This is a genomic window from Rhizobium sp. CBN3 (assembly GCF_030518245.1).
In the GTDB taxonomy this organism is placed as follows: Bacteria; Pseudomonadota; Alphaproteobacteria; order Rhizobiales; family Rhizobiaceae; genus Rhizobium; species Rhizobium aethiopicum_A.
Window position 1 is genome coordinate 1 of sequence record NZ_JAULSE010000029.1, and the last position, 14,959, is coordinate 14,959.

Here is a 14,959-nt window from a genome sequence, read left to right on the forward strand (position 1 = left end):
AGCAACATGGCGCAAGGCCGGTGAATTGCTCGACGCATTCTCGCCGGCCGAATGCGCCAACTATCTCACAAACTCAGGCTATGCTTCCGTATGAAAACAGCATGCTCTAGCCCCTCCTCCGCCTTCTCGCGGCTTCCTTGCGGCTGAGGCCGGAGGATTCCAGGCCATAGAATCCGGGCTGCCCGGAGAGCCGTGAGCGAACTCGTCGCCGCCGCGGCCGGTCCGCGGCCGGAATTCATTGTCGCGCCGGCAGGCACGACAGTGAATTCCGGCCGCGAGATCGAAGAGCTACTGAGCGACGAGGTGTTCCACGTCGGCTTCCTGATGGATCCCGCCATTGATCATGATGGCGCCGAGCACCACCCTGCATGAGCGAGCCGATGTTCCAACCGACCTGACGCGACGCTTCAGCGCCGGCGGGCCAGCCAAGGCACGGCGATGCAAACTGCTCTATCCATCGAATAACTCTCCAGAAGTCATTAACGGTTGTCGCTATAAACCCCAAGGGCCATCTGCAGCGTATGATCGACGATCATGTGGCCCGAAGGGAAGGTTCGCGCCGATAAAGCAACGGTTGACGGTTGAGCAGCATGGAATCGCCGAACTCATGCGCACGGTAGCGGCATGCAGTGAGAGCTGCGGAGGCGCTGGCGAGCAGGCCGTCGTCGGCAAAGGCGCGCAACAACTCGAAATGGCTTTCGCCGGGCTGGTGCACGCCAGTGAGAACCGCATCGACGACGCGGAGCGGAGTCCCACGTGCGATGCTCCCTGTCGCAATACCATCTCCGGCACGAACGCTGCCATCGGGATTGGCGGCTGCTTCAAGTGCGCGCACGACGCTCGTGCCGATCGCAATGATGCGGCTGCCTCTCAGCTGCGCCCGCGCCACCTGCGCCACGGTACATTCAGGGACGCGGTACGGCTCATCGAAGGGCAGGCGCGAGTCGAGCGCGGGATCGCCGGTGGAAGAAATGCCCGCGGCATGCGTGAGTGTTGCAAAACCGATCTCGCGCCGACGCCAAGCTTGCAGTGTGCGCCAGTCGAGCGCGAAGGAAGCCGATGGCGCCTCGAACGCGACCGGCCGGGCGGCAATTCTCGTCCAAACATCCCATAGTGCCAATGGCTCGGGAACATGCGCGTATTGGATCGGCCTGCCGTGCTGCGCCAGTCCTGCAAACATGGCTGCTCGGGTGCCTTCGAAGCTAAGCTCGACAAGGCGAGGATGGTCGAGAACGCGCTCGACCCTGGCTTCAAGTGGGCCGAGCTGGAGGCGATCGCCTGATGACAGCGCAGGTGGCGGCAGCCGATCTTCCGTGCGGGTGCGGTGATCGCCCGAGCCGAAGGCAATCGCCACGAAGCGGACCGGAGCGGAGGGTGACAGCCAGCCGGCCAAGCGGATCTCGATCGCCTTTCCGCATCGGAGATGCGTGCCGTACAGGCTGGCAGGCAAGGTTGCGGCGTCGTTGGCGACAACCAGATCGCCAGGATCGAAAAGCGGCCCGAGGTGAGCCCGCGGCAGGTCGCGCATCGTGCCATCCGGCTCAACGACGAGCAGCCTGGCCGATTGCCGATCGAGGCGATCAGCGGCGATCACGCGTCCGCTCCGGCGGTAAGCGCATCGTGACCCGGCAACACGTCGAGCATCTTTTCGATGATCTCGGCAGCGGCCAGCTCCGGATCCTTCAAGGTCGACGGATCGGCGTCCGGGAGCGCCAGCGCGTGCAGCGGGGTGTTCATATCGCCGGGGTCGAGGGCAAGAAACCGTATTCCATCGGCTTTCGACTCCGCGTCCCAAATCGCCGTCAGATGGGCAAGTGCTGCCTTGCTCGCGCCGTATGCGCCCCAGCCGGGATAGGCGTTGACCGCCGCGTCGCTGGAGATGTTGATCACCAGCGCGCCGCGGCCCTCGCGCGCCGATGCGGCAAGCGCACCGAACAGGGCTTTCGTCAGCCGGAAGATGCCGAGAAGGTTGACTACGAGGGCCGCTTCCAGCTCCTCGCACTCCGTATCGGCAAGAAGCACCAGAGGCACAGGACCGAGGCTCGATGCATTGTTGATCAGGACGTCGACGCCACCAAGATTGGCAGTGACCTGCATCGCGATAGGGTAGATGTCTTCCTTCTTGCCGATGTCCGCGACAATGCCAAACGCGCCCGTCTCGGCTGCGACGCGCTCGACATTGGCGGCGGTACGGGCGACGAAAGCGATGCTCGCCCCCTTCCCGGCAAGCTGCCGCACAAGCGCCAGTCCAAGGCCGGAAGTGCCGCCGGTGATCCCTACCCGAAGTTCTTGAAGATCGATATTCGCTTGCATTGCGATGCTCCTTCAATGGGTACGGGTAATTGCTACAAGTTCAAGTTAACTTGAAGTCAAGAGAGCTTCGTGCTTTTATTTATGCATGGATCCGATGCTGACCATCACCGACGTGTCGCGACGCAGCGGCGTTGCCTCATCAGCTCTGCGCTTCTATGAAGAGCGTGGGTTGATCGCATCCGAGCGCGCCGGCTCGGGACATCGACGCTACCACCGGTCTGCATTGCGGCGGATCGCCTTCATCGTCTTTGCACAGCGGATCGGGCTGACGCTTGAGGAGATCGGCGCCGAGCTCGCTAAGCTGCCGGCCGATCGCGTACCGTCACGTCGGGATTGGTCGCGGCTGTCGAGCGCGTGGGCAAGGCGTATCGACCAGCGCATAGCGGAGTTACAGCGCCTGCGGTCCGGTCTTGGCGAATGCATCGGTTGCGGCTGCCTTTCGATCGACCGATGTCGCTTGGCGAACCCTGCCGACGTGGCAGGCCGCAAAGGGCCGGGGGCGAGGTATTGGCTGGGGTGATGAGCCTCCAACGGCACGCCGAACGATCTTACGATCGTCCGCCAGTCCCTTATTCCATGTCGCTCAACCCGTGTATGACGATAGGCTTCTGGAGTCAGCGGCTGACATCTTCTTTGCGGGATAATCAAGCATGTCGTCGCGATGAACCGCTCTTTAAACGCACTGGATTAAGGGGCGCACGATGGCAAGTCGCGTCAGGTTTGGTGCTTTTGCTATTCGATATGAGCGGCAAGTTCCTCGGGCGTTCCCTGCGGAAATGCTGCCTTCAGATAGTCCAGAAACGCCGATACGCGCGCGCTCAGGAGTCGCCGTGTCGGATAGAGTACCCATAGTGCGGTCCGAAACCCTTCCACTTCGCCCCAGCTGACCAACGTGCCGGCGGCCAGGTCGGAGCTGGCGAGCGACAAGGGCAGACGCGCCGCACCCGCACCGGCGCGAACGGCGTCGCGAACCATCATGAACGACGAAAGGCTTAATACCGGCTTTGCCGCAAGGCGTAATTTTCCCCCGGGCGTCGCGACCTCCCAGGATTCGGCCCGCGCCATCGATCCACGGGTAACGGCAGGAACGGGCTCGCGGCCGACCGGACGCGACAAGTCAGGGCTTGCCACGACGACCAGGCGATCATGCAGGAAAACGCGGCCGACGAGAGTTTCATCCGGCTCCGGGTTTGCGCGAATGACCAGATCGTAGGCTTCTTCGATCATGTCGACGGCTCGGTCTTCCGTCGTGATCTCAAGCTGAACCTCGGGGTATTTCAGCACGAATCCTGCCGCAAGCTTACCCAGTGCTGTCTGTGAAAACAGCAGCGGCGCACTGATCCGCAATCGGCCACGGGGGATGTGCCCGCCCGATGCAATCGCCTTCGCTGTTTCGTCAAGCTCTGTCAGCAGTGCGCCCGTTCGCTCGAATAGCGCGCGTCCCTCCTCCGTGAGCTTCAGCGTGCGCGCGCCTCGCTCGAACAGGCGCAGGTCGAGATTTGCCTCCAGTTCGGCCACGCGCCGGGAGAGCGTCGCCTTCGGCCGGCCGGCCGCTCGCGCGGCCTTACCGAACCCGCCATGGCGAGCGACCAAATTGAAATCGGCGAGGGCGAGCAGGTCCATGTGTTTCACCAGCGAGACGACGTGTCCAAATTTAGCGTCTATCGGGATCAATGTGGATCACTAATTTGGAGGGTGTCAACTGAACCCCAACCCGGAGTAACCACCATGACCATTCTCGTTACTGGCGCTACCGGCCGTGTCGGCCGCCATGTCGTCGACCAACTCGTCAACCGCGGTGCAAAGGTCCGCGTGCTGACCCGCGATCCCTCGAAGGCCAATGTCCCGCCCGGCGTCGAAATCGCTCAGGGCGACCTGCTCGACATCGATACCTTGCGGAGCGCCTTCAATGGCGTGAACACGCTCTTCCTGCTCAACGCGGTCACCGGCGACGAATTCACCCAGGCGATCATCACGCTCAACATGGCCCGCGAGGCGGGCGTCGAGCGGGTCGTCTATCTATCGGTGTTCGAAGCCCATCGTGCGGTGAACGTGCCGCATTTCGCCGTGAAATTCGGCGCCGAGCGCATGCTCGTGCAGATGGGCTTCAGCGCCACCATCCTGCGCCCGAGCTACTTCATCGACAATGAACTGATGATCAAGGACGTGATCCTGGGCCACGGCGTCTATCCGATGCCGATCGGCAGCAAGGGCGTCGCCATGGTGGATGCCCGCGACATCGCCGAGGTCGCCGCGATCGAGCTGATCCGTCGCGATTCCGCACCTGGTAAGCTGCCGATCGAGACCATCAATCTCGTCGGCCCCGATACGCTGACCGGCCCGGGCGTGGCGAAGATCTGGTCGGACCTCCTGGGCCGTCCGATCGTATATGGCGGCGATGACCCCAGCGGGTTCGAGCAGAACATGGCGAGCTTCATGCCGAAGTGGACGGCCTATGAAATGCGCCTGATGGCCGAGCGCTATGTCAGCGACGGCATGATCCCCGACGCCGACGACGTCGAGCGCCTGACCAAGATCCTCGGCCGTCCGCTTCACTCCTATCGCGCCTTTGCCACTGAGATTGCTGCCGCGGCCTGAGGGCCCGGCAGTCCACCCTATCCCTGGGAAACCATCATGATCTATTCGACCGCCACCGTGCCGGCTACCCTTGATAACTGAGCTCTCGATAGGATCAGAATGAGCATGGCCGATGCGCTTCAGTTCGGGCCGCGCAATATAGACGCATTCCAAAACGTTTTGGCTTGACACCCAAAACGTTTTGGAGAATTCTTTTTCTGGCTTGAGGAGGAAGATCTTGGCCAATCTCAAACAGCTCGCGCAATCCTTGGGACTGTCCATCACCACGGTGTCGCGTGCGCTCGACGGCTATGCCGATGTGTCGGCCTCCACGCGCGAACGGGTTCGTGAGGCTGCCGATAAGGTCGGCTACCGGCCGAATGCGTCGGCCCGGCGCCTGCGCAGGCAACGCGCCGAGCTCGTTGCGGTCACCCTGCCGAGTGATCCTGGCCATATCGGCCCTCCGCATTTCCTCGATATTTTGTCCGGTTGTGCCGAACACCTTGCTGCTGCCGGCCTCAACCTGGTGATTGCGCCGGTGCCGCGTGGCGAGAGCGAACTCGACATCTGCCGCCGCTTCGTCGATGGCCGCCGCGTCGACGCCATGCTTCTCGTCCGCACCAAGCGGAAGGACGAGCGCGTCGAGTTTCTGCAGGCGCGCGGCATTCCCTTCGTCACCAACGGCCGCACGGAAAGCCTGGCGCCCCATCCCTATATCGACGGCGACGGCTTTGCTGGCTTTCGGGCAGCGACGCTGCGCTTCCATGCCGCCGGCCACCGCCGTATCGGCCATATCGCCGGGCCGCAGGAATATTACTTCGCACATGACCGCTGCCGTGGCTGGCGGGCGGCGATGGAGGAATGCGGCCTAGCGACCGACCTCTGTGCCGAAGGCGCGCCGTTGGAACAGGGCGGTTATCTCGCGGCGTTGGAACTTCTTCGCCAACCATCGCGTCCAACCGCACTCGTCTGTACCACGGACGAAATGGCGATCGGGGCGCTGCGGGCGCTACGCGAGGTCGATGGCGGCAACCAGATCAGCATTGTCGGCCATGATGACCTGCCGATGGGCGCCTTCACAAGCCCGCCGCTCTCGACCATGCGCATGACCGGCGAAAACCTCGGCGCGAGCTTCGCCTCGTTGCTGCTCCGCGCCATTGCCGGGGAGCCCGCCGCAGAACTCCAGGAGCTTCACGCGATCGAGTTCGTCGATCGCGACAGCCATCGCCGTCCCGCCAAGGCGGCATAAACAGAAGTGCATCTCAAACAAAGAACAATGAAGGAGGAGAAGATGAAACATATCATGTCATTTGGAATTCTGGCTTCCACCGTGCTGGCCTTCGCCTCGCCTGTGCTTGCCCAGACGGTTTTCGTGTCTACCCAGCTCCGTCCGATCGAAGAGGCGACCGTCGTCCGCGAGGAGCTGTTGAAGGATGTCGGCTCGGTTGATTACGTGGTCGAGGAGCCGCCGCAGTTTGCTGTCCGCATGGAGGCCGAACGTCAAGCCGGTAAGCGCACCGTCAGTCTCGTCGGTGCGCTGCATGGGGAGCTCTCGCCACTTGCCGATAAGGACACGCTCGAGCCACTCGACGATCTCGCCAAGAAGCTGGCAGCAAGCGGCATGCCGCAGTCGTTGCTCGACCTTGGCAAGCTCGGCAAGCCGACCCAGCAGTACATCCCGTGGATGCAGGCGACCTATGTGATGGCTGCCAAGAAGGAAGCGCTGCAATACCTGCCGGCTGGCGCCGACGTGAACGCTCTGAACTACGATCAGCTGATCGAATGGGGCAAGAATATGCAGGAGGCGACGGGCCAGCCGCAGATCGGTTTCCCGGCCGGCCCGAAGGGGCTGATGGCGCGTTATTTCCAGGGCTATTTCTATCCGTCCTTCACGGGCGGTGTCGTGCGGACCTTCCAGAGCGCCGATGCGGCCGCCGGCTGGGAGAAGCTGAAGACGCTGTGGGCCTATGTGACACCGAACTCCACCAGCTACGATTTCATGCAGGAGCCGCTCGCTGCCGGTGAAGTCATGGTCGCCTGGGACCACATCGCCCGGCTGAAGAATGCCATTTCCGCCGCACCGGATGATTATGTGGTCTTCCCCGCTCCCGCCGGTCCCAAGGGTCGCGGCTACATGCCAGTCGTTGCCGGTCTCGCCATTCCGAAGGGCGCGCCCGACAAAGCCGGTGCAGAAAAGATCATCGAGCACCTTTCCATGCCGGACACGCAGCTCCTGACCGCCTCCAAGGTCGGCTTCTTTCCGACCCTGAACGTCAAGCTGCCGCCGGATCTCGACGCCGGCGTCGCCCTTCTCGCTGGTGCGGTCACCGCCACCCAGGCGTCCAAAGACGCTATCATCTCGCTGCTTCCAGTCGGTCTCGGCGACAAGGGCGGTGAGTTTAACAAGGTCTACATGGACAGTTTCCAGCGCATCGTGCTGCAGAACGAGCCCGTTGCAGACGTGCTGAAGACCCAGGGCGCCACGATGGCCAAGCTGATGACCGACACGAAAGCTGCCTGCTGGGCGCCTGATGCCAAGAGCGACGGCCCCTGCCCGGTCGAATAAATCCGCCCGAGACGCGTCCGGGCGAAATGCCCGGGCGCTCTTTCAACCCTCTGCTCGTCGAGGCGGAAGCCGATGACTAATAGCCGACCCTGGATTCCCTATCTGCTGATCCTGCCATCCGTCGCCTTTCTCGCGCTGCTGTTTGTGGTGCCGCTGGTGCAGACGATCTGGCTGGCGGTTTCGGACAATGGCGCGCCGTCGCTAGCGAATGCCGAGCGCATGGTAACCGACATCAATTTCACTCGCTCGGTGAAGAACACCTTCCTGCTGACGATCGCGGTCGTGCCGGTGCAGATCGCCATTGCGCTTGCCATGGGCACAATGGTCGCCAAGGTCGGCCGCGGGCGCGAGACGATCCTGTGGATCTGGACAATCCCGCTCGGCATCTCCGATCTCGCCGCCGGTCTCGTCTGGCTATCGATTCTGCAGAATAGCGGCTATCTGAACTCGTTGCTCTTCGGCCTCGGTATCATCAGCAGGCAGGCAAGCTGGCTTTCCTACCAGACGCCGGTCGCGCTCTTCATCGCGATTGCGGTTGCCGAAATCTGGCGTGGCACGGCCATCGTCATGGTCATCATCGTCGCCGGCCTCAACCAAGTCCCGAAGGAATTCAAAGAAGCCGCCGAAATCTTCGGTGCAGGTCCGTGGACACGCTTCTGGCGGATCACCCTGCCACTGATCCGCCCGGCTCTGCAATCGGCGCTGATCCTGCGCACCGTGCTCGCCTTTGAGGTCTTCGCGGTCGTCTATGCGCTCGGCGGCCGCAATTTCCCGGTTCTCGTCGGCGAGGCCTACAACTGGCAGAACCAGAACCAGAACTACAGCGTCGCCGCGGCCTACGCGGTGCTGATCATGATCATCTCGCTTGCCGCCACGCTCATCTATCTGAAGGCCTTGAAGGTCGATCCGGAGCGCCTGCCATGACCACGGATACCATCAGCACGACCAAGGACATCCCCAACTCTGCCGGCTTCGTCTCCTCAAGCCGCTGGCTGTTGTGGAGTGGCATCGTCGCGCTCTGCGCCTGGGTGCTGGTGCCGATCTATCTGGTCGCGCTCGGCGCGCTCGGCGGTCGCCAGGGCGTCTATGTCTGGCCGAAGACCGGCCTTCCCACGGGCATTTCGCTCGAGCCCTTCCTTCTCTTCTTGAAGACCGAAGGCGTCGTCCAGTCCTTTCTCAATTCGCTGGGTGCAGCAGGTATCACAGTCGCCTTGTCCATCCTGCTCGGCGCGCCTGCCGGTTATGCGCTCGCCCGCTACGAGTTTCGCGGCAAGGACAGCTACAGGCTTCTGGTGCTGCTGACCCGCGCCTTCCCGCTGGCGATCCTGGCATTGCCGCTGACAGTCTCCTTCATTCGGCTCGGCCTCTACGATACGATCCTCGGCGTCGGCCTCATCCATACGGTCCTGGCGCTGCCTTTCGCGGCACTCGTCACGCAGGGCATTTTCCTCGGCGTGCCTAAGGAGTTGGAGGAAGCCGCCTGGGTGTTCGGCTGCACCCGCATCCAGGCCTTCTTCAAGGTGGTGGCACCCTTGGCGCTTCCCGGCATCGTCGCAACCGCGGTCTTTGCCTTTGTCATCTCGTGGAATGAGGTCTTTGCCGCCTCGGTGCTGACAGTGCGCAACCGCACGCTGACCGCCTACCTGCTGACGGTGCTGTCGGAAAGCCCGATGCACTATCGCTTTGCCGGGGGCCTGATGCTCATCCTTCCCTCGGTTGTCTTCATCTTCGCAGTCAGACGTTACCTCTTCGCGATCTGGGGCATTTCCTCCAAATAACGGGACCAGAGCTATGGCCAATATTGTCATCGACCGCATCCGCAAGAGCTTCGGAGCCTTCCAGGCGCTGAAAGAGGTCTCGCTGACGATCAACGACGGCGAATTCGTCTCGCTGCTCGGTCCGTCCGGCTGCGGCAAGACCACGCTGCTGCGCATCATCGCCGGCCTCGAGACAGCAACATCGGGAGATGTCCGTATTGGCGACAAGTCGGTGATCGGCTTGCCTCCCATGGATCGTGGCCTTGCGATGGTCTTCCAGAACTATGCGGTCTTTCCGCATATGACGGTCTATGAGAATGTCGCCTTCGGGCTGCGGATGCAGAAGGCCGACGACGAACGCGTGAAGGCGCAAGTCGAGAAGGCCGCGGGCCTGTTGCATATCGAGCAATATCTCGGCCGCTACCCGAACAAGCTTTCCGGTGGCCAGCGCCAGCGCGTCGCGGTCGCCCGTGCCCTTGCCGTCGAACCAAAAGTTCTCTTGATGGACGAGCCACTTTCGAACCTCGACGCGCTGCTCCGCCTCGAAATGCGCACCGAGCTCAAGACCGTACTGCAAGCGGCAGGGACGACGACGATCTATGTGACCCACGACCAGACGGAAGCCATGGGCCTTTCGGACCGCATCGCCGTCATGCATGGCGGCGTGGTCGAGCAGGTCGGCCACCCGGTCGAGATCTACAACCACCCGGCAACACGGTTCGTCGGCGGCTTCATCGGCAACCCGCCGATGAACTTCATCCAGGTCCCGGTTTTGAATGGTCAGGTGGCGGCGGGCGCCGAACAGCTTGCCGCGCCACAGGAATCCGGCGATCAAATCATCCTTGGCCTGCGCGGCGAGGCCGTCGAACTCGCGCCGCTGCCACAGGGCCTCGAAATGAGGGTGCGTGTTGCCGAGCCGATGGGATCGCACCTGCTTTTGACCGGCTCGATTCACGATCAGCCGGTGCGCGTCATCCTGCCGGCCTCGGAAACCGTGAGGAGCGGCGACACGATCGGTCTGAAGCTCGACCAGAAGCGCATCACCTGGCTTTCTCCCGAAAGCGGTAAGTCCTTTCCGGCCGTTTTGGCCTAAGAAGACCGGAGTATCCGAAATGAACGTGCATATCGACCAGGCGAAGCGCATTCTCGCCGCCAACGATCGTGGCGGCTATACCGTGCCGACCGACCGGCTTTACCCCTTCCAGTGGAACTGGGATTCGGCCTTCGTCGCCATGGGCTTTGCGCTCTACGATATAGACCGCGCCTATCGCGAGTTGGAGCGGCTGGTCGAGGGCCAGTGGGCCGACGGGATGATTCCGCATATCGTCTTCCACGCGCCAAGCGATACATATTTCCCGGGGCCGAATGTCTGGCGCACGAAGCACCGTATCCCGACCTCCGGCATAACCCAGCCGCCGGTCTTCGCGATCGCACTGCGCAGGCTGCATGAAGCCGCAGGCAGTGATGCCGAGGAGCGCACCCTGCGCCTCTACGAAGCAGCGCTGAAATGGCATCGCTGGTGGTATTCCGCCCGCGATCCCGATGGCACCGGTCTCGTCGCGCTGCTGCATCCGTGGGAAAGCGGCAGCGACAATTCTCCCGCCTGGGACATCGCACTCGCCCGCGTACCGACCACCACCGATACGCCTGTCGAGCGCAAGGATACCGGCCACGTGGATGCCGACATGCGCCCGCGCGACGAGGATTACCGCCGTTTCATCCATCTCGTCGATACCTATGCCGCCTGCGGCTGGGATCCGGCGAAGCAATGGGAAAAGGCGCCATTCAAGGTCGCCGAGATCCAAACGACCGCGATCCTCCTCAAGGCCGGCGAAGACTTGGAAGCCCTTGCCCGCGCGTTTGGCCGAGTAGACGACGTGGCCGAGATCGCAGCGTTCAATGTGTTGACCCGGAAGGGGATTCTCGCCCAGTGGCGCCCTGCCCTGTCACGCTTTGTCTCGCGCGATCTTCTTTCTGGCCAGGATATCGAGGCAGCAACGCAAGCCGGCTTCATCCCGCTCCTCTCGGTCGACCTCGAAAAACCGGTCGCGGATGCATTGGTCGATGAGATGAAGGCTTGGTCCAAGAACCTCAAGGTCGCCTTCCCGACCACCAAGCCGGGCATCCGGAGCTGGGAGCCGAAGCGCTACTGGCGCGGCCCCGCCTGGGCGGTCATCAACTGGCTGCTGATCGACGGACTGAAGCGCAATGGCCACGCGGATAGCGCCGAAGAGCTGCGGAAGTCGACGATTGCGGCGATCGAAGCGGAAGGTTTTGCCGAATATTTCGACCCCGTCACCGGCGAAGGCTGCGGCGGCCAAGGGTTTTCCTGGACGGCCGCCGCGTATCTGTGGCTCGAGCGACGCGTCGTTCCTGCCCACAAGAATCAGATGTCCGAACATAAATAAAGCGCGATGATCTCGGAGCCGATCCAGTGAACGATGAACTCGACCCTAAATCTTATGACTGTCACGCCTTGATGGGAACCAAGGCCCCTTCATTCGACGTCTGGCGAACTGACGGTCGGCTTTCGGCTTCCAATATCCTGAGCAGCCGTTACATCAAGCCGGACATGGGACGCGAACGGGGCTTGGAATCAATCGACATTGCCAGCGCTTCCCAATAACGCGCAACCGCCGCTGGCCTGTTCAAGATCATCGAGCGGCGTGAGTATTTCGGAGACTTGATGGCGCAGCCAGGCGTGTGCACGGGAGGCGGAATTGCGCCGGTGCCAAGCCATTGCCAATAGCGTCGGCGGCAAAGCAAAGGGCAGCGGGTGAATGGCAAGCCCCTCTGCGCTGGCCACTTTCATTGCCATCCGGCGCGGTACAATTCCGACGAGGTTTGTCGCGGCCACAGACCGTAAAACGGCCGTAAAAGTGGGTACCGACAGGACCATTTCGCGTCGCAGGCCCAGTGCAGCAAGTGCGGCAGTTTCTCGATCAGGTGCCATTTCGATGACGCGGAAGACGGCGTGGCGCAGACCGCAATACAGTTCGACGGGCATTGCCGCCGCTGGCGTAACACCGTGCTGGCGTAGAACCGGATGATCCTGTCGCGCAACAACAACATAACTGGCATGAAAAATCGGTCGCCAATCGACCCAGGGCGAAAAATTGCCCGCAGGCAACAAGATCAGATCCAGCCTGGCTTCTCGTAGGTCATCCATGGTCTGAAGACTGAGCGAGTCAGTATAGCGCAACGAAATGCCCGGCGCCCGCTGTTCCAAGTTAGCCAGTAGACCGGGAAGCATCATCTCGGTGAAAAAATCCGAGGCTGCAATGCGGAAAGTCTGCACCGCGCTCACTGGGTCAAAGCTTGCCGGGTTCAGGAGGCGGCCTGAATCCTCAAGCAATTGCGTCAACGGCAAGACCAAACCAAGTGCAAATTCGGTGGGGCGCATTTGCTGGCCATCACGCACCAGCAGTGGATCACCGAAGGCGGCGCGCAACCGCCCAAGGGCGCCGACACAGCCGGCTGCGATAGGCCAACCCGCTCCCCAGCGCGCACTGTAGACCGTTCGCGCAACAAGGCATCCAACACTTTCAGTAGGTTGAGGTCGAACGCGGATAAATTCATGGGACCAATTCAGTCGATATAATCATTCAATTTAACACAAGCCGGTCGGCGCGCCATATCGGGGACGCTCCTATCAACCAACCACAAAGGTCCCTGCATCATGAACATATACACCCAGCCACAGCAGGCCCATAGCTGGAACGGCACCACCTATCGCATCCTGTTGTCCTCCGCCGACACTCAAGGCGCCATGTCCATCGTGCACGGCGTTTCCGGCCCGCTTGAAGGCCCGCCTTCGCACGTCCACGAGGCCGAGGACGAAACCTTCCTTGTGCTGGAAGGCGTCGTTGATTTCGAACTTGAGGGCACCGTGTTTCGGCGCGGTCCAATGGAGACTGCGCATATCCCACGCGGCAAGCGTCATAGCTTCCGCACCGGACCCGACGGCGCTGTTTGCATCGCTGTGCTGACGCCGGGTGGCTTTGAAGGCTTTTTCAAAGAAGTCGCCGCAGCCGGTTTTCAAATTCCGCGTGACATCGCCGCTGTTGCCGAATGTGCGGCACGCTATGGCTCGCAGTTTACTGGCCCCGGGCTGGCGCAGAGGGGCTGATATGCGTGACATCGCCTTTATCTTCTTCCTCGCGGCCGTCGCGTGTGTCACCTGTGGCATGGGATGGGGGATCCAGATGGCAATCAGCGAGGACCACATGCTGGCACCGGCCCATGCGCATCTCAACTTGGTGGGATGGACGACGCTGGCGTTGTTTGGCCTGTATTACCGACTGACCCCAACAGCAGCACAGGGGATCCTTCCCGCGTTCACGCCGGACTTGCCATCCTCGGTGTCGCTTTCATGGTCCCAGGCATTGCCATGTTCCTCGAGGGAGGATCGCGAGCGCTGGCGCGATGCTGACTTTGGCCTCGATGCTACTGTTTCTGGTGACCGTTGCCCGCCACGGACTTGGTGCAGCGGCGTAACGACCGACCGCGGGCTTCGCAGGCCCGCGGTCTGCTGGTGGCGCCAGACCTGCTGATCATCGTCAACAACGGGAAGCTCTGCGAGTTCGCCAATTATAAGAGCCAACCGTCTGAGGACAGTGGTCATCGAACGAGTTTTTCAGCAGCTTATTGAAGTGCGACTTGGGAAGCTGCGGACATCAATTCTTCGGGACTCGGCGCCCGGCATAGATTTTGGCCTCCATCTTCGGCTTCTGTGAAACTCCAGCGCACAGTGCCTTCCCGATCGAGCAGGAACTCGCCGATAAGCGGCATGTGACCGGCGATGATAATCTGCTGGTCGGCCGCCGTCATTTCATACGGGTCCTTTTTCTCAAGAAAGTCGCCCGCCGCAGCCGGGTTCATCGGCACGGGCAACTCCCGCGGCAAATCGATCCGCATTGTCATGACCGCGTCCATTCCGAGCTTGTGCGGCCATTCGGTTTCATTCTCCGTGAGCTCGAGGATGGGTAAACCGAAGGCGCGATGCGAAGCCCCCTCCGGGTCGGATGCGCTAATAAGGTTGGGTAGTGGATGGTAACGGAAGTAGAGCCGCGCCCGTTCGACGGGCGTCTTGACGACGGCGAGACATTCGATGCCTTTCTCCTTCAGGGCAGGGTTGAGCTGCGCCATCGCCGAAACATGACGCCGACAGAACGGACAGTGCAGGCCTCGAAATAAACCGATCAGTAACGGGCTGCGGCCTCGAAAATCATCGAGCGCGATCTTGCCTTCGCGCGAGATCGCATCGAGGACAACATTCGGTGCCCGGTCGCCCGGCTGCAGCGGGCGGTCGACACTATTCGTGGACATGAACAACCTCCTCCCGATCAATCAAAAAAGGCGGGGTCGAGCCCGTGCTGGCGCAAACTCCCTACGCCGGGGCAAAGTAGCGTTCGGCCTCTGCCATATTGCAGACGTCGAACTCGAGCCTTGCAGGCCCATGATAGCATGGAAAACCATCTGCCGGCGAACATTCCGGCTGGTCAGCGATCCGCGGCGCGCTATGTCCTCTGAGAGATTTTGGATCGAGCCGCCTGCCTTCATCCGACGCACGTTTTGATCGCCCAGATAAGTTTATCAAAAGTGATGTCACGTCCAACACTGAGCGTGATTTTCTCAACGGCCTGTGCCATGTCGTTTCTGCGTGACCGGCCGGCCGGAGCTCTCTCCAGCCTCCGAGTCCGTCGGAAATTCCCTTCCCTGCCTTCTAAGTAGGCGACCAGCCGGA

The 14,959-nt window shown here is 61.8% G+C and carries 16 protein-coding genes and 1 pseudogene; 10 read left to right on the forward strand and 7 right to left on the reverse strand.

The window, feature by feature from the left end; genetic code table 11:
* Positions 1 to 168 precede the first annotated feature (168 nt).
* From QWJ46_RS27455 to QWJ46_RS27465, 3 genes and pseudogenes are all read right to left on the reverse strand, one after another.
* Positions 169 to 375, reverse strand: a pseudogene (locus QWJ46_RS27455) (hypothetical protein); the annotation flags it as partial.
* 157 nt (positions 376 to 532) lie between these two features.
* Complete coding sequence (locus QWJ46_RS27460) at positions 533 to 1,594, reverse strand: S-adenosylmethionine:tRNA ribosyltransferase-isomerase (RefSeq protein WP_302755329.1); 1,062 nt, start codon at positions 1,592 to 1,594, stop codon at positions 533 to 535.
* Positions 1,591 to 2,313: an SDR family oxidoreductase gene (locus QWJ46_RS27465; RefSeq protein WP_302755331.1), complete on the reverse strand. Its 723-nt coding sequence runs from the start codon at positions 2,311 to 2,313 to the stop codon at positions 1,591 to 1,593. Before QWJ46_RS27465 ends, QWJ46_RS27460 begins: the two co-directional genes overlap by 4 nt.
* A gap of 85 nt (positions 2,314 to 2,398) precedes the next feature.
* Between QWJ46_RS27465 and soxR the strand changes: the two genes are divergently transcribed.
* A complete protein-coding gene (gene soxR, locus QWJ46_RS27470) occupies positions 2,399 to 2,833 on the forward strand; it encodes a redox-sensitive transcriptional activator SoxR (RefSeq protein ID WP_302755333.1) in 435 nt (144 codons plus the stop codon).
* Positions 2,834 to 3,045: 212 nt separating this feature from the next.
* Here soxR and QWJ46_RS27475 read toward each other — a convergent pair whose 3' ends face one another.
* Positions 3,046 to 3,936 (reverse strand): LysR family transcriptional regulator, encoded by an 891-nt coding sequence (locus QWJ46_RS27475; RefSeq protein WP_302755334.1) that lies wholly within the window; start codon positions 3,934 to 3,936, stop codon positions 3,046 to 3,048.
* Between the two features lie 105 nt (positions 3,937 to 4,041).
* Here QWJ46_RS27475 and QWJ46_RS27480 point away from each other — a divergent pair, with 105 nt between their 5' ends.
* The 7 genes from QWJ46_RS27480 to QWJ46_RS27510 all read left to right on the forward strand — a co-directional run bounded on the left by QWJ46_RS27480 (position 4,042) and on the right by QWJ46_RS27510 (position 11,621).
* Positions 4,042 to 4,911 carry an SDR family oxidoreductase gene (locus QWJ46_RS27480; protein WP_302755336.1) on the forward strand — a complete coding sequence of 290 codons (870 nt, stop codon included), beginning with the start codon at positions 4,042 to 4,044 and terminating at the stop codon, positions 4,909 to 4,911.
* Positions 4,912 to 5,128: 217 nt separating this feature from the next.
* Positions 5,129 to 6,139, forward strand: a complete 1,011-nt coding sequence (locus tag QWJ46_RS27485) for a LacI family DNA-binding transcriptional regulator (protein WP_184459841.1) — start codon at positions 5,129 to 5,131, stop codon at positions 6,137 to 6,139.
* 42 nt (positions 6,140 to 6,181) lie between these two features.
* Positions 6,182 to 7,456, forward strand: a complete 1,275-nt coding sequence (locus QWJ46_RS27490; RefSeq protein WP_184459842.1) for an ABC transporter substrate-binding protein — start codon at positions 6,182 to 6,184, stop codon at positions 7,454 to 7,456.
* Positions 7,457 to 7,528: 72 nt separating this feature from the next.
* Positions 7,529 to 8,380 carry a carbohydrate ABC transporter permease gene (locus QWJ46_RS27495; RefSeq protein WP_302755338.1) on the forward strand — a complete coding sequence of 284 codons (852 nt, stop codon included), beginning with the start codon at positions 7,529 to 7,531 and terminating at the stop codon, positions 8,378 to 8,380.
* Positions 8,377 to 9,234, forward strand: coding sequence for a carbohydrate ABC transporter permease (locus QWJ46_RS27500; protein ID WP_302755340.1), 858 nt, complete (start codon positions 8,377 to 8,379; stop codon positions 9,232 to 9,234). The genes QWJ46_RS27495 and QWJ46_RS27500 overlap by 4 nt, the downstream gene beginning before the upstream one ends.
* 13 nt (positions 9,235 to 9,247) lie before the next feature.
* Positions 9,248 to 10,306 (forward strand): ABC transporter ATP-binding protein, encoded by a 1,059-nt coding sequence (locus QWJ46_RS27505; protein ID WP_302755341.1) that lies wholly within the window; start codon positions 9,248 to 9,250, stop codon positions 10,304 to 10,306.
* 19 nt (positions 10,307 to 10,325) lie between these two features.
* Positions 10,326 to 11,621 (forward strand): trehalase family glycosidase, encoded by a 1,296-nt coding sequence (locus QWJ46_RS27510; RefSeq protein ID WP_302755343.1) that lies wholly within the window; start codon positions 10,326 to 10,328, stop codon positions 11,619 to 11,621.
* A gap of 188 nt (positions 11,622 to 11,809) precedes the next feature.
* Here QWJ46_RS27510 and QWJ46_RS27515 read toward each other — a convergent pair whose 3' ends face one another.
* Together QWJ46_RS27515 and QWJ46_RS31320 are read right to left on the reverse strand one after the other, a co-directional pair.
* Positions 11,810 to 12,664, reverse strand: coding sequence for a LysR substrate-binding domain-containing protein (locus QWJ46_RS27515; protein WP_302755344.1), 855 nt, complete (start codon positions 12,662 to 12,664; stop codon positions 11,810 to 11,812).
* Positions 12,574 to 12,792, reverse strand: coding sequence for a LysR family transcriptional regulator (locus tag QWJ46_RS31320; protein ID WP_368046103.1), 219 nt, complete (start codon positions 12,790 to 12,792; stop codon positions 12,574 to 12,576). Before QWJ46_RS31320 ends, QWJ46_RS27515 begins: the two co-directional genes overlap by 91 nt.
* 100 nt (positions 12,793 to 12,892) lie before the next feature.
* Between QWJ46_RS31320 and QWJ46_RS27520 the strand changes: the two genes are divergently transcribed.
* Positions 12,893 to 13,342: a cupin domain-containing protein gene (locus QWJ46_RS27520; RefSeq protein WP_302755345.1), complete on the forward strand. Its 450-nt coding sequence runs from the start codon at positions 12,893 to 12,895 to the stop codon at positions 13,340 to 13,342.
* Between the two features lies 1 nt (position 13,343).
* Complete coding sequence (locus QWJ46_RS27525) at positions 13,344 to 13,766, forward strand: hypothetical protein (RefSeq protein ID WP_302755348.1); 423 nt, start codon at positions 13,344 to 13,346, stop codon at positions 13,764 to 13,766.
* Positions 13,767 to 13,857: 91 nt separating this feature from the next.
* On the opposite strand, the gene QWJ46_RS27530 is transcribed toward QWJ46_RS27525, so the two are convergent.
* Positions 13,858 to 14,541 carry a peroxiredoxin-like family protein gene (locus QWJ46_RS27530; protein WP_302755350.1) on the reverse strand — a complete coding sequence of 228 codons (684 nt, stop codon included), beginning with the start codon at positions 14,539 to 14,541 and terminating at the stop codon, positions 13,858 to 13,860.
* Between the last annotated feature and the right edge of the window lie 418 nt (positions 14,542 to 14,959).